Here is a 17158-nt window from a genome sequence, read left to right on the forward strand (position 1 = left end):
GCCCGTTTTTTATTCAGAAAGTGAGATTAGATCCCATGGCCAATGAATCGGAACCAAAGTACGTCACGGCGGCGGAAGTCGCCAAGCAACTGAAAGTGTCGGTAATCGCCGTTCATCGCTGGATGACCCACGGGAAAAAGGGGATAGTCCTACCCGCGATCAAGCCAGGAAGAGTTTGGTTGACCACTCAGAAATGGCTGGATGAATGGGCCAAGAAAGTTACGCCGGGGATGCCCATGCAATTTGGAAGTCGTACTGAGAGTTATCATGCCAGCTAAAACGAACTTCCCAAAATTGAGGTTCTTGAAATCCCGTGGGGTGTACTCCTATTACCACGACGGCCGGAGATTCTACCTAGGACGCGATTACGACAAAGCACTTGAACTGCACCGAGCCGCAATCCTTCGAATCAATTCCAACATTGCGAATCCTGCCCCCATACGAAAAACTGACCTGTTAATTTCGGAAGCGGTTCAGTTTTACTTGGAGGGCCCGGTAAGCAAAATGGGCAAATCCGATGCCCACCGCAATTTCTTTGCGATTAAGACACTGGTGTTGTACTGCGGAGCGATGCCCGCCGAGTCGTTCCGAGTCCAGCACGTTGAGCATATCACAAATGAATTCTGCAAAATGCGTGCTCGAACGCGAACCTACAAGAGCAACGTCTGTGACGGTCGCCCATACAGCCGACAGTACGTTACCAAACTTCTAGGCTGCATCCGGCAATGCTGGCGATATCTGGCCCTGCATGATTACGTAAGTGCGGATTGTGCGGCGAAAGTCACTCTGGCCGTGCGAGCGGCGAAAAAGAACGCATCTCCGAGTTTGCCACCCACCCGCCCCGTCTCAGCTGAAGCCGTGCGAGCTACTGTGCAATTTCTTCCGCCCGCGATCGCGGACATGGTAAGCGTTCAGATTGCTACCGGTATGCGAACCGGCGAGCTGGTGAGCATGACTTGGGAAGCTATCGACAGTTCGGGCTCAACATGGATTTACGCCCCGCCAAAGCACAAGAACTCCTGGAGGGGACACCAGCGTCGAATCTACCTGCCTGATGAACTTCAGGAGATCTTGCGGAAGTATCCGAATGCTGGGGCAGGTCAAACACTTTGGGGAGTACCGTTTGATCGATACTATCGGCACCTTCGAACGGCTCAAGAAAAGGCAGGGGTAGAACCTTGGAGACCGTACCAGCTCCGACACGCGGCCGCTACTGAGATCCTGAAACGGAAAGGGGCAGAAGCGGCGAAGTTTCTACTGGGACACGCGGGGGGTGGGTTGCTCAAGCTGTACACCGGGAGCGAACCGGAGAATATGTCACGTTCGGGCAAACTAAATGCCGTCTGATCACGGGCGGGTATCCACTTCGAACGAAGACAATCAACGAAAAGGAACCACGATGGAAGAAAGATTAATTGAAGAGGGTTTGCTTTCACTTCAGGAAGTTGCTCGGCGCTGTGGAGTATCGCCCGGGATGCTCTGGCGTCTCTGCAAGCAAGGGAAGCTGGAATGTGTACGAACATCAGCTAACGGCCGATGGTTGACCAGTTTGAAAGCAGTAACGCGGTACCTGGCAGGGGTAAAAGCAGACATGGCCTCCGTGAAGACTGCGAATGAAATGGATATCGAACAACGGGCGGCTATTGCAACTGCGAAAGCGCTGGCGATGTGTGAGCGGAAAAAACGTTGACCAGCGGCAGACGGCGGGGCGGGGGTGGGTAGCTCAAAATCAACGCAATCGTCTCACATATCACCGGATCCGTCTCAATCTTCCTCCCCATCGTCTCAACAAGTCAATCGGATTGCACCGCACTTCAATGCGGCGGACGTTTGCCGAGCTGGTAGACGAACGGCAGCGAAGATCCTTTCTGGCTCATCAGCGTCGTTTATCGGGCGATTAGGGCGGGCTCGAGGGAATCCGCTTTCCTTGTTCCGTTCGCCTTCCCCCGGTCCGCCCTGGTGAGTTTTAGGGCTACCCACCCCCGCCCGTTCATCGCCATGCCTTTTTTCTCACTTCACCCTTTCAGCCGTCCACCATTTCCACCCGCATTGATTAACTCAATCTGTGCAATTATAATTCCGATGACCTTTGGGCCGGGCGATGCGGGGAACTGGAAAGCCCCCTCGCCAGGTCCGCTTTCCAGAAAGGTCTCTGCATGGGTTCCATTTTCAAACAGACTACGTGGAAGTCCGTTCCACCCGAAGCGAACATCATCACTCGCGACGGGAAGCGTTTCGCGGTCTGGATTCAGAACGGCAAAAAACGAAAAGAAGAAGTCCGAACGGTTCAGACTGGCAAAGACAAAGGCCAGTTTCGAATCTGCATTTTTTCAAAGCACTGGTACGCCAAATATCGAGACAGCTCCAATCTAGTCGTTGTTACGTGCACTGAATGCAAGGACGAAGCCAACGCGCGAAAGGAACTCGAAAAATACGAACGGCAAGCGGAACGGGTTCGAAAAGGGATTATCACGCCGGCTGAAGAGAAGCTGGAGAAGCAAACGCCTAAGCCTATCGCCGAGCACTTCGACGCGTTTGAACACTATTTGAGATCCAAGGAAGTTACGAAGGTTCACCGCGAGAACTCCAGGCGGTATCTAAATCGGCTCGCGGAAGAATGCAGCTTTGTTACATTGCTCAGCATGCGGCGAGAATCCTTCGAGAAGTGGCTGGCCAATCGAATCGTCGACGGCATGTCGGCACGTTCGCGGAACGCCCACCGGGAAGCGCTGAACGCGTTTTGCAACTGGTGTGTTGCTACTGAAAGGTTACTCGATAACCCTTTCCGATTGGTCCGGAAAGCTAACGAAGACGCGGATCCTCGAAGGCAGCGGCGAGCCATGACAGCGGAAGAGCTGCGGCGGTTGCTCCAGGTGGCGAAAGAGCGGCCGCTGAAGGAAGCTTTGATGATCCGCCGCGGCGAGCGAAAAGGGCAACTGGCCGCGAATGTGTCTGACGAACTGAAAGTCAGGCTGGAGCAAATAGGACGGGAAAGGGCACTGATCTACAAAACTTTGGTTCTGACCGGTCTGCGCCGTGGCGAGCTGGCTTCTCTGACCGTGGCGAAATTGTCCCTGGCGGGTTCTTCCCCTCATGCCTACCTCGATGCGGCAGACGAAAAGAATCGAACAGGTAGTGTAATCCCCATTCGTGACGATCTGGCGGATGATCTGCGGCACTGGCTGGCGGACAAGCTTCGAGCCCTTCAAGATCTGGCCCGGGCCCGCGGCGAGTCAATCCCTCGCGAATTGCCTGCTCAGACGAAACTCTTTGCGGTACCAGCTCAGATGATCCGAACTTTCGACCGAGATTTAAAAGCAGCGGGCATCCCCAAAGTAGATGATCGCGGCCGGACCTTGGACGTTCATGCCATGCGTACCACGTTCGGAACTCTGCTCAGCAAGGCAGGGGTTTCCCCTCGAACGGCACAAGCGGCCATGCGTCACTCAGATATTTCTCTGACGATGAACACATACACCGATCCGAAATTGTTGGACGTTCGCGGAGCGCTGGACGGACTGCCGGAGCTTTCTTTGAGCAACCCACCCCCGCCCGTCCTGGTGAAAATTTCCGCCCGGGAAACGGCTTGAAGGGGTCCGCCTGGAAAGGTCGAAATCTCCGTTTGTACTCCCGTTTGTACTAAAAGCGGACAGCGATAAGACAAATTAGACAACCAGAACGTCAAGGAAGGTAAACGGCCAAGCCGGGCTTACTGGGTGGGATGAGTGACGAAAACCAAGGGATTCATAGAGTGAAACGGTTTTTTACTGGGCGAGAAGAACGGAAGAGAAAAATCGGGCCGATAGGATTTGAACCTACGACTTCTTGGTCCCAAACCAAGCGCTCTACCAAACTGAGCTACGGCCCGTGAACGAATATTGTATGAAAAGGACTTCCGAGGAAAGGGGCAGGTTCACACTCTGATAAAATCGGAGAATCAGCGAAAGCCATTCGTTTTGGATCGAGCATCCCCGATCCTACTTTTTCTCGATCAAGGTCTTGCCCGAGAGCAGTACTTCAAGGTCCTTTCGCAATTGTTGTTTCACCTCGAGTTTACTGCCCTTATAGATCCCCTGAAGAGTGCCGTCTTTACCGACCAGAATCGAAACCGGCAATGAAGTGAGATTCAATTGAGCGAGAGCGGCCCCCTTTTCGTCCCTCAAGATCGTGCCTTTGTAGCCATTTTTTTCATTCAACTTTTTGATGACGGCCACCGATTCCGCAACATTGATTGCGTACATTGCCGCCCCTTTTTTCGTGTAAGTGTCTATGAAACGGTTGACATTCGGCATATCTTCGGCGCTGGGGGCCGCCCAACTGGCATAGAAGTAAAGCATGATTATCTGATCCTTATGATCCGAGATCTTCACTTCTTTCCCTTCCAGGTCCTTGAAAACCAGACTGGGTAGTTTCTGTCCGAGAAGTTCCGCCGCATCCCCGAAACTGAGAAACTGAAGCAGATCGTCGACTTTTTTCAATCCTTGCGGGATTTTGACCGAGAACTGCTCGGGTTCCGCCTGTGCTTGAAAGTTCCAATCCAGACTGGTAGTGATGGTCATCACAGCAGATTTCTTCTTGTCCAGAGGAAGTGTGTTGCTAGTGATCAATTTGATAATCCGAGCCTGGGCGCCGGTTTGAATGGAGATCGTCAACTCTTTCTTGTTATCCAGATGAACTTTGAAGTGCTCGATATTTGCCTCGCTCTTCTCAGGCGTATATTCTTCAATTCGATCGATCATATCAAAAAAGGCGCCGCGCAGGTTGGGTCGAATCAGATGAGGAATATACGACCCCTCCAATACCTGATTGGTCATCGCATCATCAGGTAACTCTTCAAAGACCTTCACGGTTTCATCGATGGAATAAATCTTTCCCGCGGGAAGCAGACGAACGACTGATTTGCCATCCGAGATTACCGTAAAAGCATTTTCCGGCTTTTCTGCACTGTAGGCTTTGATCAAAAATTGATTCGGTTTGAGGACCAGAGTTTCGAATACGTTCTTGCCTTCTTTGGTTTGATCACCGAGTACAAAGCTCCAGGAACTTTCCTGTTTCAAGCTGAAAGCTTTGCTTTCCGCAAGAGTTTTGGCAGCGGCATCGAGAGCGGCTTCTAGTTTATTCTGAGCTTCGCTTTTCGCCACAGGGGGCTTGACACCTTGAGGAGCGTTTGCCGCGGGCGAAGCCGGCAAGGGATTAATCTGCACCGATTGAGCGGTTGCGTAACCGCAAACCCCTATCAATAGAAGGCCCGCTAGAACTATTTTCATAATTATCTCTACTTGGAGGGAGTATCGTTCTATTTACCGCTGATAAATCTGCCGGCTGATTTGGGTCAGAAGACTATAGAGATTTCTCATTTCCTGAACGCTATTCTGTTTGGCGGTAATGCCTATCTGGTTATACAGCGTCTCCGCTCCTCGGAGAGAAGCATTCAGCTGTTCCACCCGTTGCGACAATAGAGTTGGGTTCATGCCACTGATGGCATCCGCTCGGAAGGAAACGAGAGAAGCTCGAAAGGACTTCATCTGGGCGAGATATCGGGCGAGAGATGGGTATTGGAAAAGCAGGGCATTATTTGCTATCAGGATGGTGTCGGTCTGAGAAAGTGCCTGATCGATTAGCTCGATCACTTTAGATCTCGGCGGCGCGGAATTATTCGGAACGACTTGATAGGGAAGCTGGTTAAACGTCGGAGAAATTACCGGTGTAGAGTTCGGGTTAATATAAGAGCCTCCATTGAGGCCTGCCCGCTCGGCGATCTGGTTTAAAACCCGATTTGTAGCGTACCAGGTTTCAGTCACTCGAGAATCAACGATTCCCGCATTGAATCGTGAGTTGATGCTGTTTGCCTGTTTTCGCAAGGCTTGGATGTCTGCCTGAAATTGAAGGAGCGTGATGCCGTTTCGAAGTTTGTCGCGCGCCCGATCCACATTCGCAGAGAAATTTTCCATTTCGTTCAACAACTGGGTGTAAGTCAGGCTCCGCCCCAGAATCGTGCGAATCAGGTAAACCATCTGAGAGCTATCCCGCGCCAGCTCGGCCATCTGACGGCTGAAAAATTCATATCCCGGATTATCAAAGCCCGGACCGATAGGAGGCACGACTGGCGGCTGAATCACAACACCGCCGGTAAGTCCATTGCGAATCGCTTCCAGCAATTCGTTGGATTGCTGCAACCGTCTCCGGGACATTGGAGCTGAAACGGGAAGGTCATTTAAGGTCGTTCGAAAGGCAATCAGCGCTCGTTCGCAGTTTACGAGAGATTGCTGAGCTAAAATCGGATTTGCAGCCGGATTCGTCAGAATGGGCTGGGAACTGATGCAAGTCTTCAAATAGTTATTAGCCTGCACCCGCGCGAGGTTGCTGAGTGCAGGCGGAATCTCACTTTGGACTGACTGATGCAATTGATGAGCGACGCTTACGAGTTTTGCAGGAATATCCTCTACAATGGGAGGCGGGATGATGTTGCCAGAGATTCCGTTGGCTTCAGGAGTCGCTAAAAATTCTCGGGCAACCAGGAGCCGGTCGCCGTTATTGACATTGATTCGATCCATCCACTGATTGATTTCGAACGGCTTACCATTTCTATTGAGGACTTTCGCGTAGAGCGAAGCTACCCAGAGGCGAGGATTATTCTGGCAGCGCTGATAAAATTCCTGAGAGGAAAGTATGGAAGCTTTAATATCGGATGGTGTGGTGCCATTACGTAGCTGCTGGACCAGATTGGCAACGCCCGCCGCATCCGGCTCGCGATCCAGATAACTTAAATAGACGGATCGCACGAACTGTGCGGCGTCGAACCGCGGATCGGTCGCTATTGTCGGACTCGTTGCCAGCACCGTCACCGCGACAAGACTGACCAGTGAAATTCGCATCATGTTGAGGCTCGCAAAGCGATTCGTTAACCCTATTCTTACAGAGTGCGATAATTTGGCAAGGGAATGAATTCCGGACGAGGAAACACGATGTTGAACGAACAATTGAAGGAGAAAGTTCTTCTTCTGTTGCCAAAGGTTCAGACTCCCGCGGCCTATGCCGGCGGCGAGTTGAACGCCGTCGTGAAAGATCATCGAACGATTCGCGGCAAAATCTGCATGGCATTTCCTGACACGTACACGTTGGGGATGAGCCATCATGGCCTTCAGGTTCTTTACAGTCTGCTGAACCGCGACCCTCAATGGGCTTGCGAAAGGGCCTTTACTCCCTGGAGTGACTGGGAAGCCCTTCTTCGGAAAAATAACCTGCCACTCTACTCGTTGGAAACATTTACCCCGCTGGGAGAGTTTGATGCCGTCGGTTTCAGCTTACAGTACGAAGTGAGCTATACGAACGTACTGACCATGCTGGATCTGGGGCAAATACCCCATTTCAATAAAGATAGAAATTTCGATCATCCTCTGGTGATTGCTGGCGGCCCCGGAGCTCAGAACCCGGAATTGCTCGCTCCCTTTATCGATCTTTTTATTATTGGCGATGGGGAAGAAAGTTTGCCCTGGGTCATGGAGCAATGGCTGAGCTTGAAGGAAGAAGCGCGGCAAGCAGGCGACATGAGCTACGAACGCCGCAGAGAGTCTCTCGCTCAATTGGTGAGCAAAGCCAGTTGGGCGTACGCCCCCGATTTTTATGAGCCCGAATATCATTCTGATGGCACTATTGCTGCGATGCATCGCACCCGCCCGGACGTGCCGCGGGAAATCACGTCCTGCACCATTCAGAAGGATTTCGATGATATTCCGCTCCCCACCAAGCCTGTGGTGCCCTACGTTCAGACTCCGCACGATCGCATCGCCATCGAGATCATGCGCGGCTGCCCGCATCAATGCCGGTTTTGCCAGTCGACGACGATCAAGAGACCGCTGCGCATGCGGAGCGTGGAAACGATTGTCCAGGCCGCACTCGAAAGCTATCGAAATACGGGAACCAATGAAATATCGCTACTGAGCCTCTCGAGCAGCGATTACCCCTACTTCGAAGAATTGGTGAAGCGCATGCAGGAAGTCTTCACTCCGCTCGGGGTGAATGTTTCGCTACCCAGCCTTCGGATTAATCATCAGTTACGCACTCTTCCCGGACTGATTCGAGGCGTAAGACGCGGTGGACTGACTCTGGCACCGGAAGTCGCCCGAGATGATATGCGGGAACAGATTCGCAAGAAAATTAAAAACGACGATCTCTACGAAGGATGCCGCGAGGCTTTTAAAAACGGCTGGGAGCGTGTGAAGTTATACTTCCTCTGTGGCTTGCCCGGCGAAAGACCAGTCGATCTCGATGGCATTATTGAAATGGCGGAGACAATTGCACGGATTGGCAAAGAAGTCCGAGGTCGATTTGCGGACGTAACCGCTAGTGTTTCCAACTTCGTTCCCAAGCCGCATACGCCGTATCAATGGAATGGCATGCAGACTCGAGATTATTTCAAGTGGGCCGGGCAGTATCTGCGAAGCAAGGTACGAATCCGCAGCGTGACGATCAAGCAGCACGACATCGAGACAAGCCTTCTGGAAGGAATTCTGACGCGGGGGGATCGGCGTGTAGCTCCGGGGCTGTACGAAGCCTGGAAACGGGGAGCCCGCCTCGATGGTTGGAAAGAAAAATTCAATCCCTGCCTATGGTGGGAAAGCTTCCGGGATTTAGGAATCGATGTCGATTTCTACTCGCACCGGCAAAGGTCCATCAGTGAAGTCTTGCCTTGGGACCACGTCAATGTGAAAAAAGGGCGGGCGTATCTGGAAAAAGAGCAGGGCCGGGCCACTATTCAGCTGGGCGTCATGGCGGAGGCCGTTCGGTAATTCAATTCGAGGCGAAAAATAGCCAAACTGTTATTGGCTCCGTGAGGGCGATAACTTCTTTTCGGTCGTATCGTACAATGAAGTTATGAAGAATATTTGCGAGGAGTAAGAATAGATGCATCCTATGACGATGACGGAAAAGATACTCGCTAAGGCGGCGGGCCGGGATTCGGTTTCTCCAGGCGACAATGTCTGGGTTAATGTCGATGTCTTGATGACTCATGATGTTTGCGGCCCCGGAACGATAGGGATTTTCAAAAAGCATTTTGGCGGAGTCGAGGCCAAAGTGTGGGATCGAGAAAAGGTTGTGATCATTCCCGACCATTACATCTTCACCAAGGATGCAATGGCTAACCGGAATGTCGACGTTCTGCGGGATTTCGCAAAAGAACAGAATCTGCCTTACTTCTACGATGTTGGCACCAACCGATACAAAGGCGTATGCCATATCGCATTGCCCGAAGAAGGCCATACCCGTCCTGGCGAAGTGCTTCTGGGAACCGATAGCCATACCTGCACTGCCGGGGCTTTTGGCGAATTCGCCACGGGTGTTGGTAATACCGATGCGGGTTTCACCATGGGAACCGGCAAAACCTGGCTGAAAGTTCCGCCCACCATGCGATTCGTATTTCATGGAAAGATGCCGCCCTATCTGATGGCCAAGGATTTGATTCTGGCTGTTATTGGCGATATTGGCTGTGATGGAGCCACCTATCGGGCGATGGAATTCGATGGCGATGGTGTTTATGCTCTGAACATTGAAGAGCGAATGACCCTATGCAATATGGTCATCGAGGCAGGTGGCAAAAATGGGGTGATCTATCCCGATCAGCTGACACTCGATTACGTGAACAAGCGAAATGCTGGAAACAGGCCGTATACGGTCTTTAAATCGGATAGTGATGCGAAATTCATTTTCGAAAAAGTCTACGATGTTTCCAAGCTGGAGCCGGTGATCGCCAAGCCGCATAGCCCGGACAATAAAGCCTTCGTGTCGCAAGTTCGGGGAACACACCTGGATCGCGCCTACATCGGCTCTTGCACCGGCGGCAAGATTACCGACTTCATCGCGGCCGCGAATATTCTCAAAGGTAAATCGGTTCGAATCGACACCTTCGTCGTGCCCGCGACTACCGAAGTCGCCAGTGCCTTGAAGACCGAAACCATCGGCGGCGTTTCCCTGGAAAATATATTCCTCAACGCTGGGGCGAAAATCGGAGAGGCTTCCTGTGCGGCTTGCCTCGGCGGACCTTCGGATACCTTTGGCCGATTGAATACGCCGATCAGTTGCATTAGCACAACGAATCGAAATTTCCCGGGCCGAATGGGACACAAAGAGGCAAAAGTTTTCCTGGCTTCACCCATGACTGTTGCAGCCAGCGCTCTGAAAGGGGAGATAACCGATCCCCGCGATCTGCTTGTCTAATAAAAAAAGAGCCAGTGAGATTCACTGGCTCTATCGCTTTCTAATTTCAAATCCGTCGCCCGATCAATCCGCCGAGTAGCGATCAATCTGCTGGTGTGCGGTAAACTTCCAGACAATTTCGTTTGCCATCTTACGAATGAATTCGATCTGGAACTTCGAAGGGGTGATATCCGAAGCCTCGACTAGCCGGCCGTGCGGATAATCCAGATTCATCTCGGTCTTGTAGGCGGGCTCTTCGGTCGCCTTCGCCATCTCATAAGCGTTGATCGAGATGTTCGCCTGGCCCTTCATCAACTGACGGCCCGTTCGAGGTTCATAGATTCGGAAATCCTTCTGGATTTCGATGTTGATCACGTAATCCGCGTTGAATTTCTGGCCGATTTCCACCGGCGAAAGCAACGACCAGCCGGTATTGTCTGACTTCCATTTTTCAACTTGCTGAGCCGATACAACGGAGACTTTTTCCTTGTTTCGCTTCAGGTTTTCATCCAGAATTCGGACCACATCGATGCTCAACGAACGATCGATGCCTATGAATTCCGAAGAGATGCCGGGTTGGGTCGAGACCAGCACAACGACCTTGGCATCTTCATGATCCTTGGTCCGTTTCGCCGGCACCTTGAGAGCAAATTCCGAGGGAGTTTGCGTGTCGTCTTTCCCGAGAAGGAAAGGAGCCAGAACAGGATTGCAACCCATGCCCGCCACGATAATCAGGACGATACTCAGGCATCGCCGTTTCCATTTCGCTTCCATGCCCATCCCCCTTTGTCAGCGTTTCGCTAACCAGAGCTCCAGCAGAACGATTCCCCACCGTACCAGCATCAGCAACGTGAATATCAAAACAGCGATATACGAAGCCTTTTCGAGGGATCGAATCCAGAGATACTTCCCTCGAAAACTGACCAGTACGGACCAGGGGATTAACGCCAGCCAGCTTATTGCCAGGAGTGTTCCCACCCAGTTTGCTTGTAATGATCCCCCGATGTCCCCGTGCATCAACAAAGAGAAACTCGTTGTCATGCCGCAAGAGGGACACGGCTTACCGAACAGTGTTACAAAACGGCACGGCGGCAGCCCCAGCTGCGTGTGCGTTTCCATCTTCAAAGCCTGGCCCGAATCGTCGTACGGATTCAGTTTCCAAGCCGTTATGAAGATTGCGGTCAAGCCCAGAGCTACGAGGAAGAGCCCACCTCGGACCCAGTACCGTACGGCTCGAGCTTGCTGTGCTTCACTGTGGGAAGCCATATAAAACCCCGTGTGGAAATACACGAACCTCTAAAGAACGCAACCCCAAAAACCGACGAAGTGAAAGCAATTCCTTTCGCCGATCAACTTATTTTACCCGATTTACAGACGAGCGGGATTATCGCCCTCTCGGGCGGAGCAGACAGTGTCTGTCTGACACGCGTTCTTTGCCAAATGGGCTGCCGTCCGGTACTGGCGCATCTCAATCACCAGCTACGAGGGAACGAAAGCGACCGGGATGCGGCATTCGTCGTTCAATTGGCTCGCGCGGAGAATCTTACCCTCGAGTTGGATTCTGTCGATGTCAAATCGCGAACCGAAGAAGCCAGTCTGGAAAATGTTTGCCGGGGGATCCGCTACGAATTTCTATTAAGGGTCGCTCGAAAACATCACGCTAGCTGGGTGGCGACTGGTCATACCGCGGATGACCAGGCGGAGACCGTGATTCATCGAATTCTGCGGGGCACGGGATTGCAGGGGCTTCAGGGAATCAGCCCGAAGCGAATGCTCGGCGAAAACGTTGAAGTGATTCGCCCATTATTGAAGGTTACGCGATCCGAAATTGAGGCTTATCTTCAGCAGTTGGGGCAATCGTTCTGTAGCGATTCATCAAATCTGGACTCGCAATTCACCCGCAACAGGATTCGACATAAGATTCTGCCTGTGCTGAAGGAAGAAAGTCCGGCGCTGGTTGAACTGTTAGGGCGGTTGGCCGAGCAGGCGGGGGAAGTGCAGAACTATCTCGGCGGGCTGGCGGAATCTGCGCTCCGAGATTGTGAAGCCGCACGTGCCGGGAGAACAATCGTGATCAAAAGGAAGCTTCTCCCGTCGAACGACGTTCTACTCAAAGAGATGGTGCGATTGCTGTGGATTCGAGAGAACTGGAGCGCGGGCGATATGACCCAGAACCACTGGAGTTCGCTTGTCGCAATGATCCGGGATGGACAGGCCCGGGCAGATTTCCCCGGCCGAATCCGCATAATAAATGACGGTCGGGTTCTCTTGTTGGAACCGTTTTAATTCACTTACTTTTCTGGTGGAGTGTTCAGGTAAGGCTCGATCTTGAGATCGTCGATGAAAGCCTGACCCATGGCGGTTAGAACCATGCTCACCCAAATCGTTCCGCTATCCGGAACGCGACGATAAAGACGGAACTGCTTCCAGCCCTGTGTAATATCGGTAGCTCGGACTCCGAGGCTCTCGCCACCCGCGCTGTCGTAGATCAATAAACCGTCCGCGCTACCCCGCAGAGGTTGGGCGATGTAATACCATCCCGAGATACGAACCCAGGTACCCGGCTGAACGCGAACCGGTGGAGAATGCACTGCCAAAAAGGTTCGATCGAGAAGGCTGGGAGCGTACATTTTTTTGCCGCTGGGTGTATTCACGTCTTTAGCAGTCACCATCAGTCGCAGACAGGATTCGCCCAGATCGGGCTGCAGCGGATCCGATTTTTCCGGAATCCGCGACATGCTGGACGGGCGATAAATATCTCGCTTGGGTTCGGGCTTCTTCGGAGGGAGAGTGACTTTCGCAATCTTACTGTCGATGAGCCCCGCTTCCAAATCGACGGAATCGAGCGTGGCCTGCTGGACACTCCAACCCTGCGGTAATTCCACTTCATCACCATTGGGTTTGGAGAATACCTGTCGGCTCTTTCCTTCAAAATCGCCGTCGCGTAACAGATTGGCACCGAGGCTCAATTCGCCAAGCCGGCTTTCCAGCCGATAGTGCTGCGGAAGAGTTTGGTAGCTCACGGCGTAAGGGCTGGCAGAAGCGAAATCGAGCCGCTTCACTGCGGTTTCCCATTGAGCTCGCATCAAGGCTCGCAACGGTCGCAGTACTCGCATCGATTCCTGATAGGCCAGCTCATCTTTTTTCTGCGTGAGTAAGCTTCGCGCGGAATCGAGTCGATTCTGGGCTTGGATTAACAGTCCCGCCGCCAGATCCAGTGCGGGGGCAACCCCTTCCAGATCGGCGTGCTGCTTCTTGACTCGCTCGAATTCCAAGTCGGCTAATTCGACAGCCCATTCAGCGGCCTGACGCGTTACGCGCTGGCTGTAATCCTGCCATCTCGCCACTAAGCCATTCTGCTCCTGATCATTGGTAAAAACGATCGCGGTGGTTAAATCGAATTCGGGAATAACAACCTTGGTACCGCCGACGACTTCCTTACTGTTAAGCTGCAGACTCTGCACGCGGCCCGGAGTGATTTCCCAGATGGCCATGTTCGTCGGTACCAGTGGTACCACGATAGTGAGATCCCCTACAGCTCCCTGAGCGGGTACGAATTGCGAACCAGCTCCCAGCCAAACTGGAATCACCAGAATACCACGTTCCCCACGCAAAACAGCGAATTTCACATCCGGTTTTCCCGGCACATCGTGCCAGGTAGGCGCAGTGCGAATCGATTGCAACACCGGTTCCAGCATCGTCAATTCTTGATTGAGCAAGGCCATCATCAAGAGACGTTCTTTCCCATGTCGCACGTCCGTCAGAAAACGATCCGACCAGTAACCGATTCCCTTGGCCCCGCAAGCGATGCTTAAATAGGTCAAAATTCGAATCTGCTCCGGGGTCGGGTTGAATCCTTCGTTCAGATCGTTGACGTTATCTCGACCATACAGCAGCTTCACCTGCCAGTCGGGTACGTGAGTCTGAACCCAGGACCAGGTGAAGACCCCTTCGCCCGCCAGGAGTGTTCGCTGCATCAGGAAATCCCGATGACTCGTTAATTCCAGGCTTGTAAGCAGTGGATTGCGATGCAGGCTGATCATTTCGACTTGCGTTGAATAACGACGTGCGCCGTCCCATACATCCACGCTGCGCGGGCGGCTGGGATCCGAGGCACGAATAGCCGCGGCGGTCCGTGAAACGAGACTAATTTGTTCAGAAGAGCGGCCTGGCCCCAAATCGTAGGCGAGAACTCCATCGCCCCTGGAATACTTGGTCAAAGCCGCCGTTAAAGCTTCCGTGGAATTCGTATTTGCCACGGGCAGATCGGAATTGGCCTGACGACTCGTGAGTTGGTTGGCCGGTTTGGAATCTCCCAGCAAGGGCATACGGGGAATCAGCCAAAGGCCGTTACCCACGGCTTCGTCAATAACTTTCTGATCGGTGTCGCCATCCAGGAACAGGGTATTGAAACCTTTATCTTTGAGCTCTTTAAGATTGCCACCGCCCGAGTAACGGATTACCCGGGGAAAGAAAGGCTGTCCATCGATTCGAATCTTCCCTCCCTCAAAGCGAACCTGCATTCCCTTGGGATTTCGCGTGGGTGTCACCAGAGGTACCGTAGAACCGGAACCGGGTGGCGAGACGTGTCCTTTGGGAAGGTCGGGCATGGCGGTGCTTTTCTCGCCATTCAAAGTCGGTGCAGCGACGTTGGGTGCCACGACCGGACTGATTTCCAGATCGTCTATCTGAACTTCCACGGTCCCTGGCCCGGTGTACAAGTTCAGAATCAGTCGATCGATATAAGCATCCGTCAAATCGATGTCTTTTTTGAGTTCCTGACGAAGCTTTTGCTGCTGTTCCTGTAGTAGTTTTCGAGGTCTAGGCAGATCGAGCCGCTGCCAGGAACGGACATGCTTAAGAGTGTCTCCGACTAGAAATACCGTCAGCGGTTCGCCCAGATTCTGTGGGTCGCGCTCGCGAGGCAAAACCGCTCGGGCGAGGAGTTGGACGCCCTGCTTACTACCGCGAATATAGACGCTGGCTGTCAACTCCTCGGAAATGGGAGCCTGGGGCGTCTTATAGGTGTAGAAGATAAAATTGTTGTCGTTCTTACCTTGATCGCAATTTAGGATGATCTGCTCGGAGTAAGTTCCCCGGTGAGCGAAAGCATCAGTGACGCTATGCGATTTTTCTTCGTACTTGACGTTGTTTTCACTGCTCAACCAGAAGGGTTGCTTGCTTTCGAAGCCATTTCGATGGACAGAAGACTGCGCGAATGCAAGCTTTACATTGCAAAGTGAAACGGTAGCTAAGAAGGGAACGATGGCTATGAGTAAATAGCCGATATTGCCCCGATTGTGGCAGCGCATGCAAGCAACTCCTTTTGCCTGACTTGCGGAGATGGGCGATCTCCTCAGACAATCGTCTTGCTTGTAACCGAAGTGGCAAAAGGGAGCAAGAGGGAGCCGGATAGAAGCGGTCCGGCTCCAGCGAGCTTAGCGAATTTTGGCTTTGAAGGTGATGACGCCCGATTGACCCGGCATCAATCGATCGGACAGAGTCCATTTCAGAACCACTGAACCTGCTTCGTTCGGAGAAATGGTCAGAGTCATCGGTCGATCGCTCTTGGCGGAGTCGAGTAGGTACTCCAGACGGGCGGTGAGGCTGTCAGATACAACCACATCGCTGATCGGTTCCACCGTGGGGTTGTAATACCGCAGAGTGAAAGTCACCACTTCGCCTATCTTCTCCGGATTGAGCGGTTCCACACGCTTCTGTAGCATCAGAGTGCAATTCGGGAAGAAGGTCAGATCTTCTGCCTCGATTGACTCAGTCGCGACTTTAATCCCCTTAACTTGACCTACGATAGTAGCTCGCTGCATCGCGTCGAAAGCATGGGGACCTTGCTGGCCGATCTGGGCACTGGCACGAACGGTGCTAATCGCCCCATGCAACTGATCGATGGATGAGGCGGTCAGTGCGGGTTGTTTGATTTGAGCGAGAAGAATGCCGTTAGCCCCCAGATTGACCTTAGGGCCTTGAACGACCAGATTCACTTCGGGGATTGTCGACGAGCGAAGCGCGATGAATCGGGGAACGCAGATACAAACCCGGTTAGAAGTCTGAACTTTGCGTCCCTTCGAACCAGTCCACTCGATGGCGGTATCCGAAGCATCCAGCCCGTACAACTGGCTGTTCGCTCCGACCCCCAGCGGTGTTTTTTGATCCCCCCCATCGTGGAGGCATTCGTAGTTGGAAATCTTCGGCCCAATTACGGGATCGAACATGGGTATCGCGGACGGCCAGAACTGCGGAGCTGCGGCTGGAGTCGGTATCGGCGAGGAGCCCACTGTCCAAATGGTTCCCGGAGTATTCTCGAACTGCAATTCCGAAGGGTAGTACGGCCGTTCACCCATTCGCAGCACGACAACGATTCGTCCTTTTTCCCGGGCTTCTTTCTGAGCCTCGACTTCTGTTAGAGAGTTGAATTCCAGGGGAGCATCCGGCTTGCTGGCCATACCCGCAGCGACATCCGGATTTTCGAGGTAGTAAACCTTACTGATCAATTTTCCGGCCAGGGCCTCACGAATATCCTGCTCGCTCAAAACAAAGGGAACCGGATGTTTGGTCGGATCCATGCCCTGGGGAGAATGCAAGCTGCCCAGCACTTCCAGCGAAGGATAGAGCCGGGTTCCCGGGAAATCGGGGAGGTTCGAAATCTCGAAGCGATAGTTGTAACCGGGACGCAAACCGAGTGTGGTGCCTTCGGATATGGTCACGGCCGAGGTGGTTCCGGGATAGTAGGTGATTTTCGTTTTCTCCGGCCCCTTGAACTTGGCGTAGAGAAACGGAGAAGGAATTGGCCCTCTCGGTTGTCCCTGTGCCAGGAGCGAAGTGGCCGAGATAGCTAACAGACTGAGTGCGGTGAAGAATTTCATGGTAACAATCCGCATCGGTATTTTCGTATCTCTGTCTAAAACAAAAGGGATAGTTGGAGAGATTCTCGCAACTATCCCGCCGT

General features: G+C 52.7%; 13 protein-coding genes and 1 tRNA gene. 7 read left to right on the forward strand and 7 right to left on the reverse strand.

The window, feature by feature from the left end:
• Nucleotides 1-35 precede the first annotated feature (35 nt).
• The 4 genes from KIH39_RS04725 to KIH39_RS04740 all read left to right on the forward strand — a co-directional run bounded on the left by KIH39_RS04725 (nucleotide 36) and on the right by KIH39_RS04740 (nucleotide 3590).
• The gene (locus tag KIH39_RS04725; protein ID WP_213498115.1) at nucleotides 36-278 is read left to right on the forward strand and encodes a helix-turn-helix domain-containing protein; all 243 of its coding nucleotides are present in this window, start codon (nucleotides 36-38) and stop codon (nucleotides 276-278) included.
• Between the two features lie 226 nt (nucleotides 279-504).
• Complete coding sequence (locus KIH39_RS04730; RefSeq protein ID WP_213498116.1) at nucleotides 505-1347, forward strand: tyrosine-type recombinase/integrase; 843 nt, start codon at nucleotides 505-507, stop codon at nucleotides 1345-1347.
• Nucleotides 1337-1690: a helix-turn-helix domain-containing protein gene (locus KIH39_RS04735; protein ID WP_213498117.1), complete on the forward strand. Its 354-nt coding sequence runs from the start codon at nucleotides 1337-1339 to the stop codon at nucleotides 1688-1690. The genes KIH39_RS04730 and KIH39_RS04735 overlap by 11 nt, the downstream gene beginning before the upstream one ends.
• Before the next feature lie 466 nt (nucleotides 1691-2156).
• Nucleotides 2157-3590 carry a tyrosine-type recombinase/integrase gene (locus KIH39_RS04740; RefSeq protein ID WP_213498118.1) on the forward strand — a complete coding sequence of 478 codons (1434 nt, stop codon included), beginning with the start codon at nucleotides 2157-2159 and terminating at the stop codon, nucleotides 3588-3590.
• 204 nt (nucleotides 3591-3794) lie between these two features.
• Here KIH39_RS04740 and KIH39_RS04745 read toward each other — a convergent pair.
• The 3 genes from KIH39_RS04745 to KIH39_RS04755 all read right to left on the reverse strand — a co-directional run bounded on the left by KIH39_RS04745 (nucleotide 3795) and on the right by KIH39_RS04755 (nucleotide 6878).
• Nucleotides 3795-3868: transfer RNA gene (locus KIH39_RS04745), tRNA-Pro, on the reverse strand.
• A gap of 109 nt (nucleotides 3869-3977) precedes the next feature.
• Nucleotides 3978-5267 carry a redoxin domain-containing protein gene (locus tag KIH39_RS04750; RefSeq protein ID WP_213498119.1) on the reverse strand — a complete coding sequence of 430 codons (1290 nt, stop codon included), beginning with the start codon at nucleotides 5265-5267 and terminating at the stop codon, nucleotides 3978-3980.
• 33 nt (nucleotides 5268-5300) lie between these two features.
• Nucleotides 5301-6878 carry a DUF4214 domain-containing protein gene (locus KIH39_RS04755; protein ID WP_213498120.1) on the reverse strand — a complete coding sequence of 526 codons (1578 nt, stop codon included), beginning with the start codon at nucleotides 6876-6878 and terminating at the stop codon, nucleotides 5301-5303.
• An 87-nt stretch (nucleotides 6879-6965) separates the two neighbouring features.
• On the opposite strand from KIH39_RS04755, the gene KIH39_RS04760 reads away from it, so the two are divergent.
• Both KIH39_RS04760 and KIH39_RS04765 read left to right on the forward strand, forming a co-directional pair.
• Nucleotides 6966-8789 (forward strand): TIGR03960 family B12-binding radical SAM protein, encoded by a 1824-nt coding sequence (locus KIH39_RS04760; protein WP_213498121.1) that lies wholly within the window; start codon nucleotides 6966-6968, stop codon nucleotides 8787-8789.
• 115 nt (nucleotides 8790-8904) lie between these two features.
• Nucleotides 8905-10215: a 3-isopropylmalate dehydratase large subunit gene (locus tag KIH39_RS04765; RefSeq protein ID WP_213498122.1), complete on the forward strand. Its 1311-nt coding sequence runs from the start codon at nucleotides 8905-8907 to the stop codon at nucleotides 10213-10215.
• Between the two features lie 63 nt (nucleotides 10216-10278).
• Here the strand turns inward: KIH39_RS04765 and KIH39_RS04770 are convergent, their stop codons facing one another.
• Both KIH39_RS04770 and KIH39_RS04775 read right to left on the reverse strand, forming a co-directional pair.
• A complete protein-coding gene (locus KIH39_RS04770; protein WP_213498123.1) occupies nucleotides 10279-10968 on the reverse strand; it encodes a hypothetical protein in 690 nt (229 codons plus the stop codon).
• Nucleotides 10969-10983: 15 nt separating this feature from the next.
• Entirely contained in the window at nucleotides 10984-11460 is a 477-nt protein-coding gene (locus KIH39_RS04775) for a DUF2752 domain-containing protein (protein ID WP_213498124.1), read from the reverse strand.
• 60 nt (nucleotides 11461-11520) lie between these two features.
• On the opposite strand from KIH39_RS04775, the gene tilS reads away from it, so the two are divergent.
• Complete coding sequence (tilS, locus tag KIH39_RS04780) at nucleotides 11521-12480, forward strand: tRNA lysidine(34) synthetase TilS (protein ID WP_213498125.1); 960 nt, start codon at nucleotides 11521-11523, stop codon at nucleotides 12478-12480.
• Between the two features lie 5 nt (nucleotides 12481-12485).
• On the opposite strand, the gene KIH39_RS04785 is transcribed toward tilS, so the two are convergent.
• Together KIH39_RS04785 and KIH39_RS04790 are read right to left on the reverse strand one after the other, a co-directional pair.
• On the reverse strand, nucleotides 12486-15506 hold the full coding sequence (locus KIH39_RS04785; protein ID WP_213498126.1) for a hypothetical protein: 3021 nt from the start codon (nucleotides 15504-15506) through the stop codon (nucleotides 12486-12488).
• 126 nt (nucleotides 15507-15632) lie between these two features.
• Nucleotides 15633-17075, reverse strand: a complete 1443-nt coding sequence (locus tag KIH39_RS04790; protein ID WP_213498127.1) for an isopeptide-forming domain-containing fimbrial protein — start codon at nucleotides 17073-17075, stop codon at nucleotides 15633-15635.
• Nucleotides 17076-17158 lie beyond the last annotated feature (83 nt).

The organism is Telmatocola sphagniphila, from assembly GCF_018398935.1.
In the GTDB taxonomy this organism is placed as follows: domain Bacteria; phylum Planctomycetota; class Planctomycetia; order Gemmatales; family Gemmataceae; genus Telmatocola; species Telmatocola sphagniphila.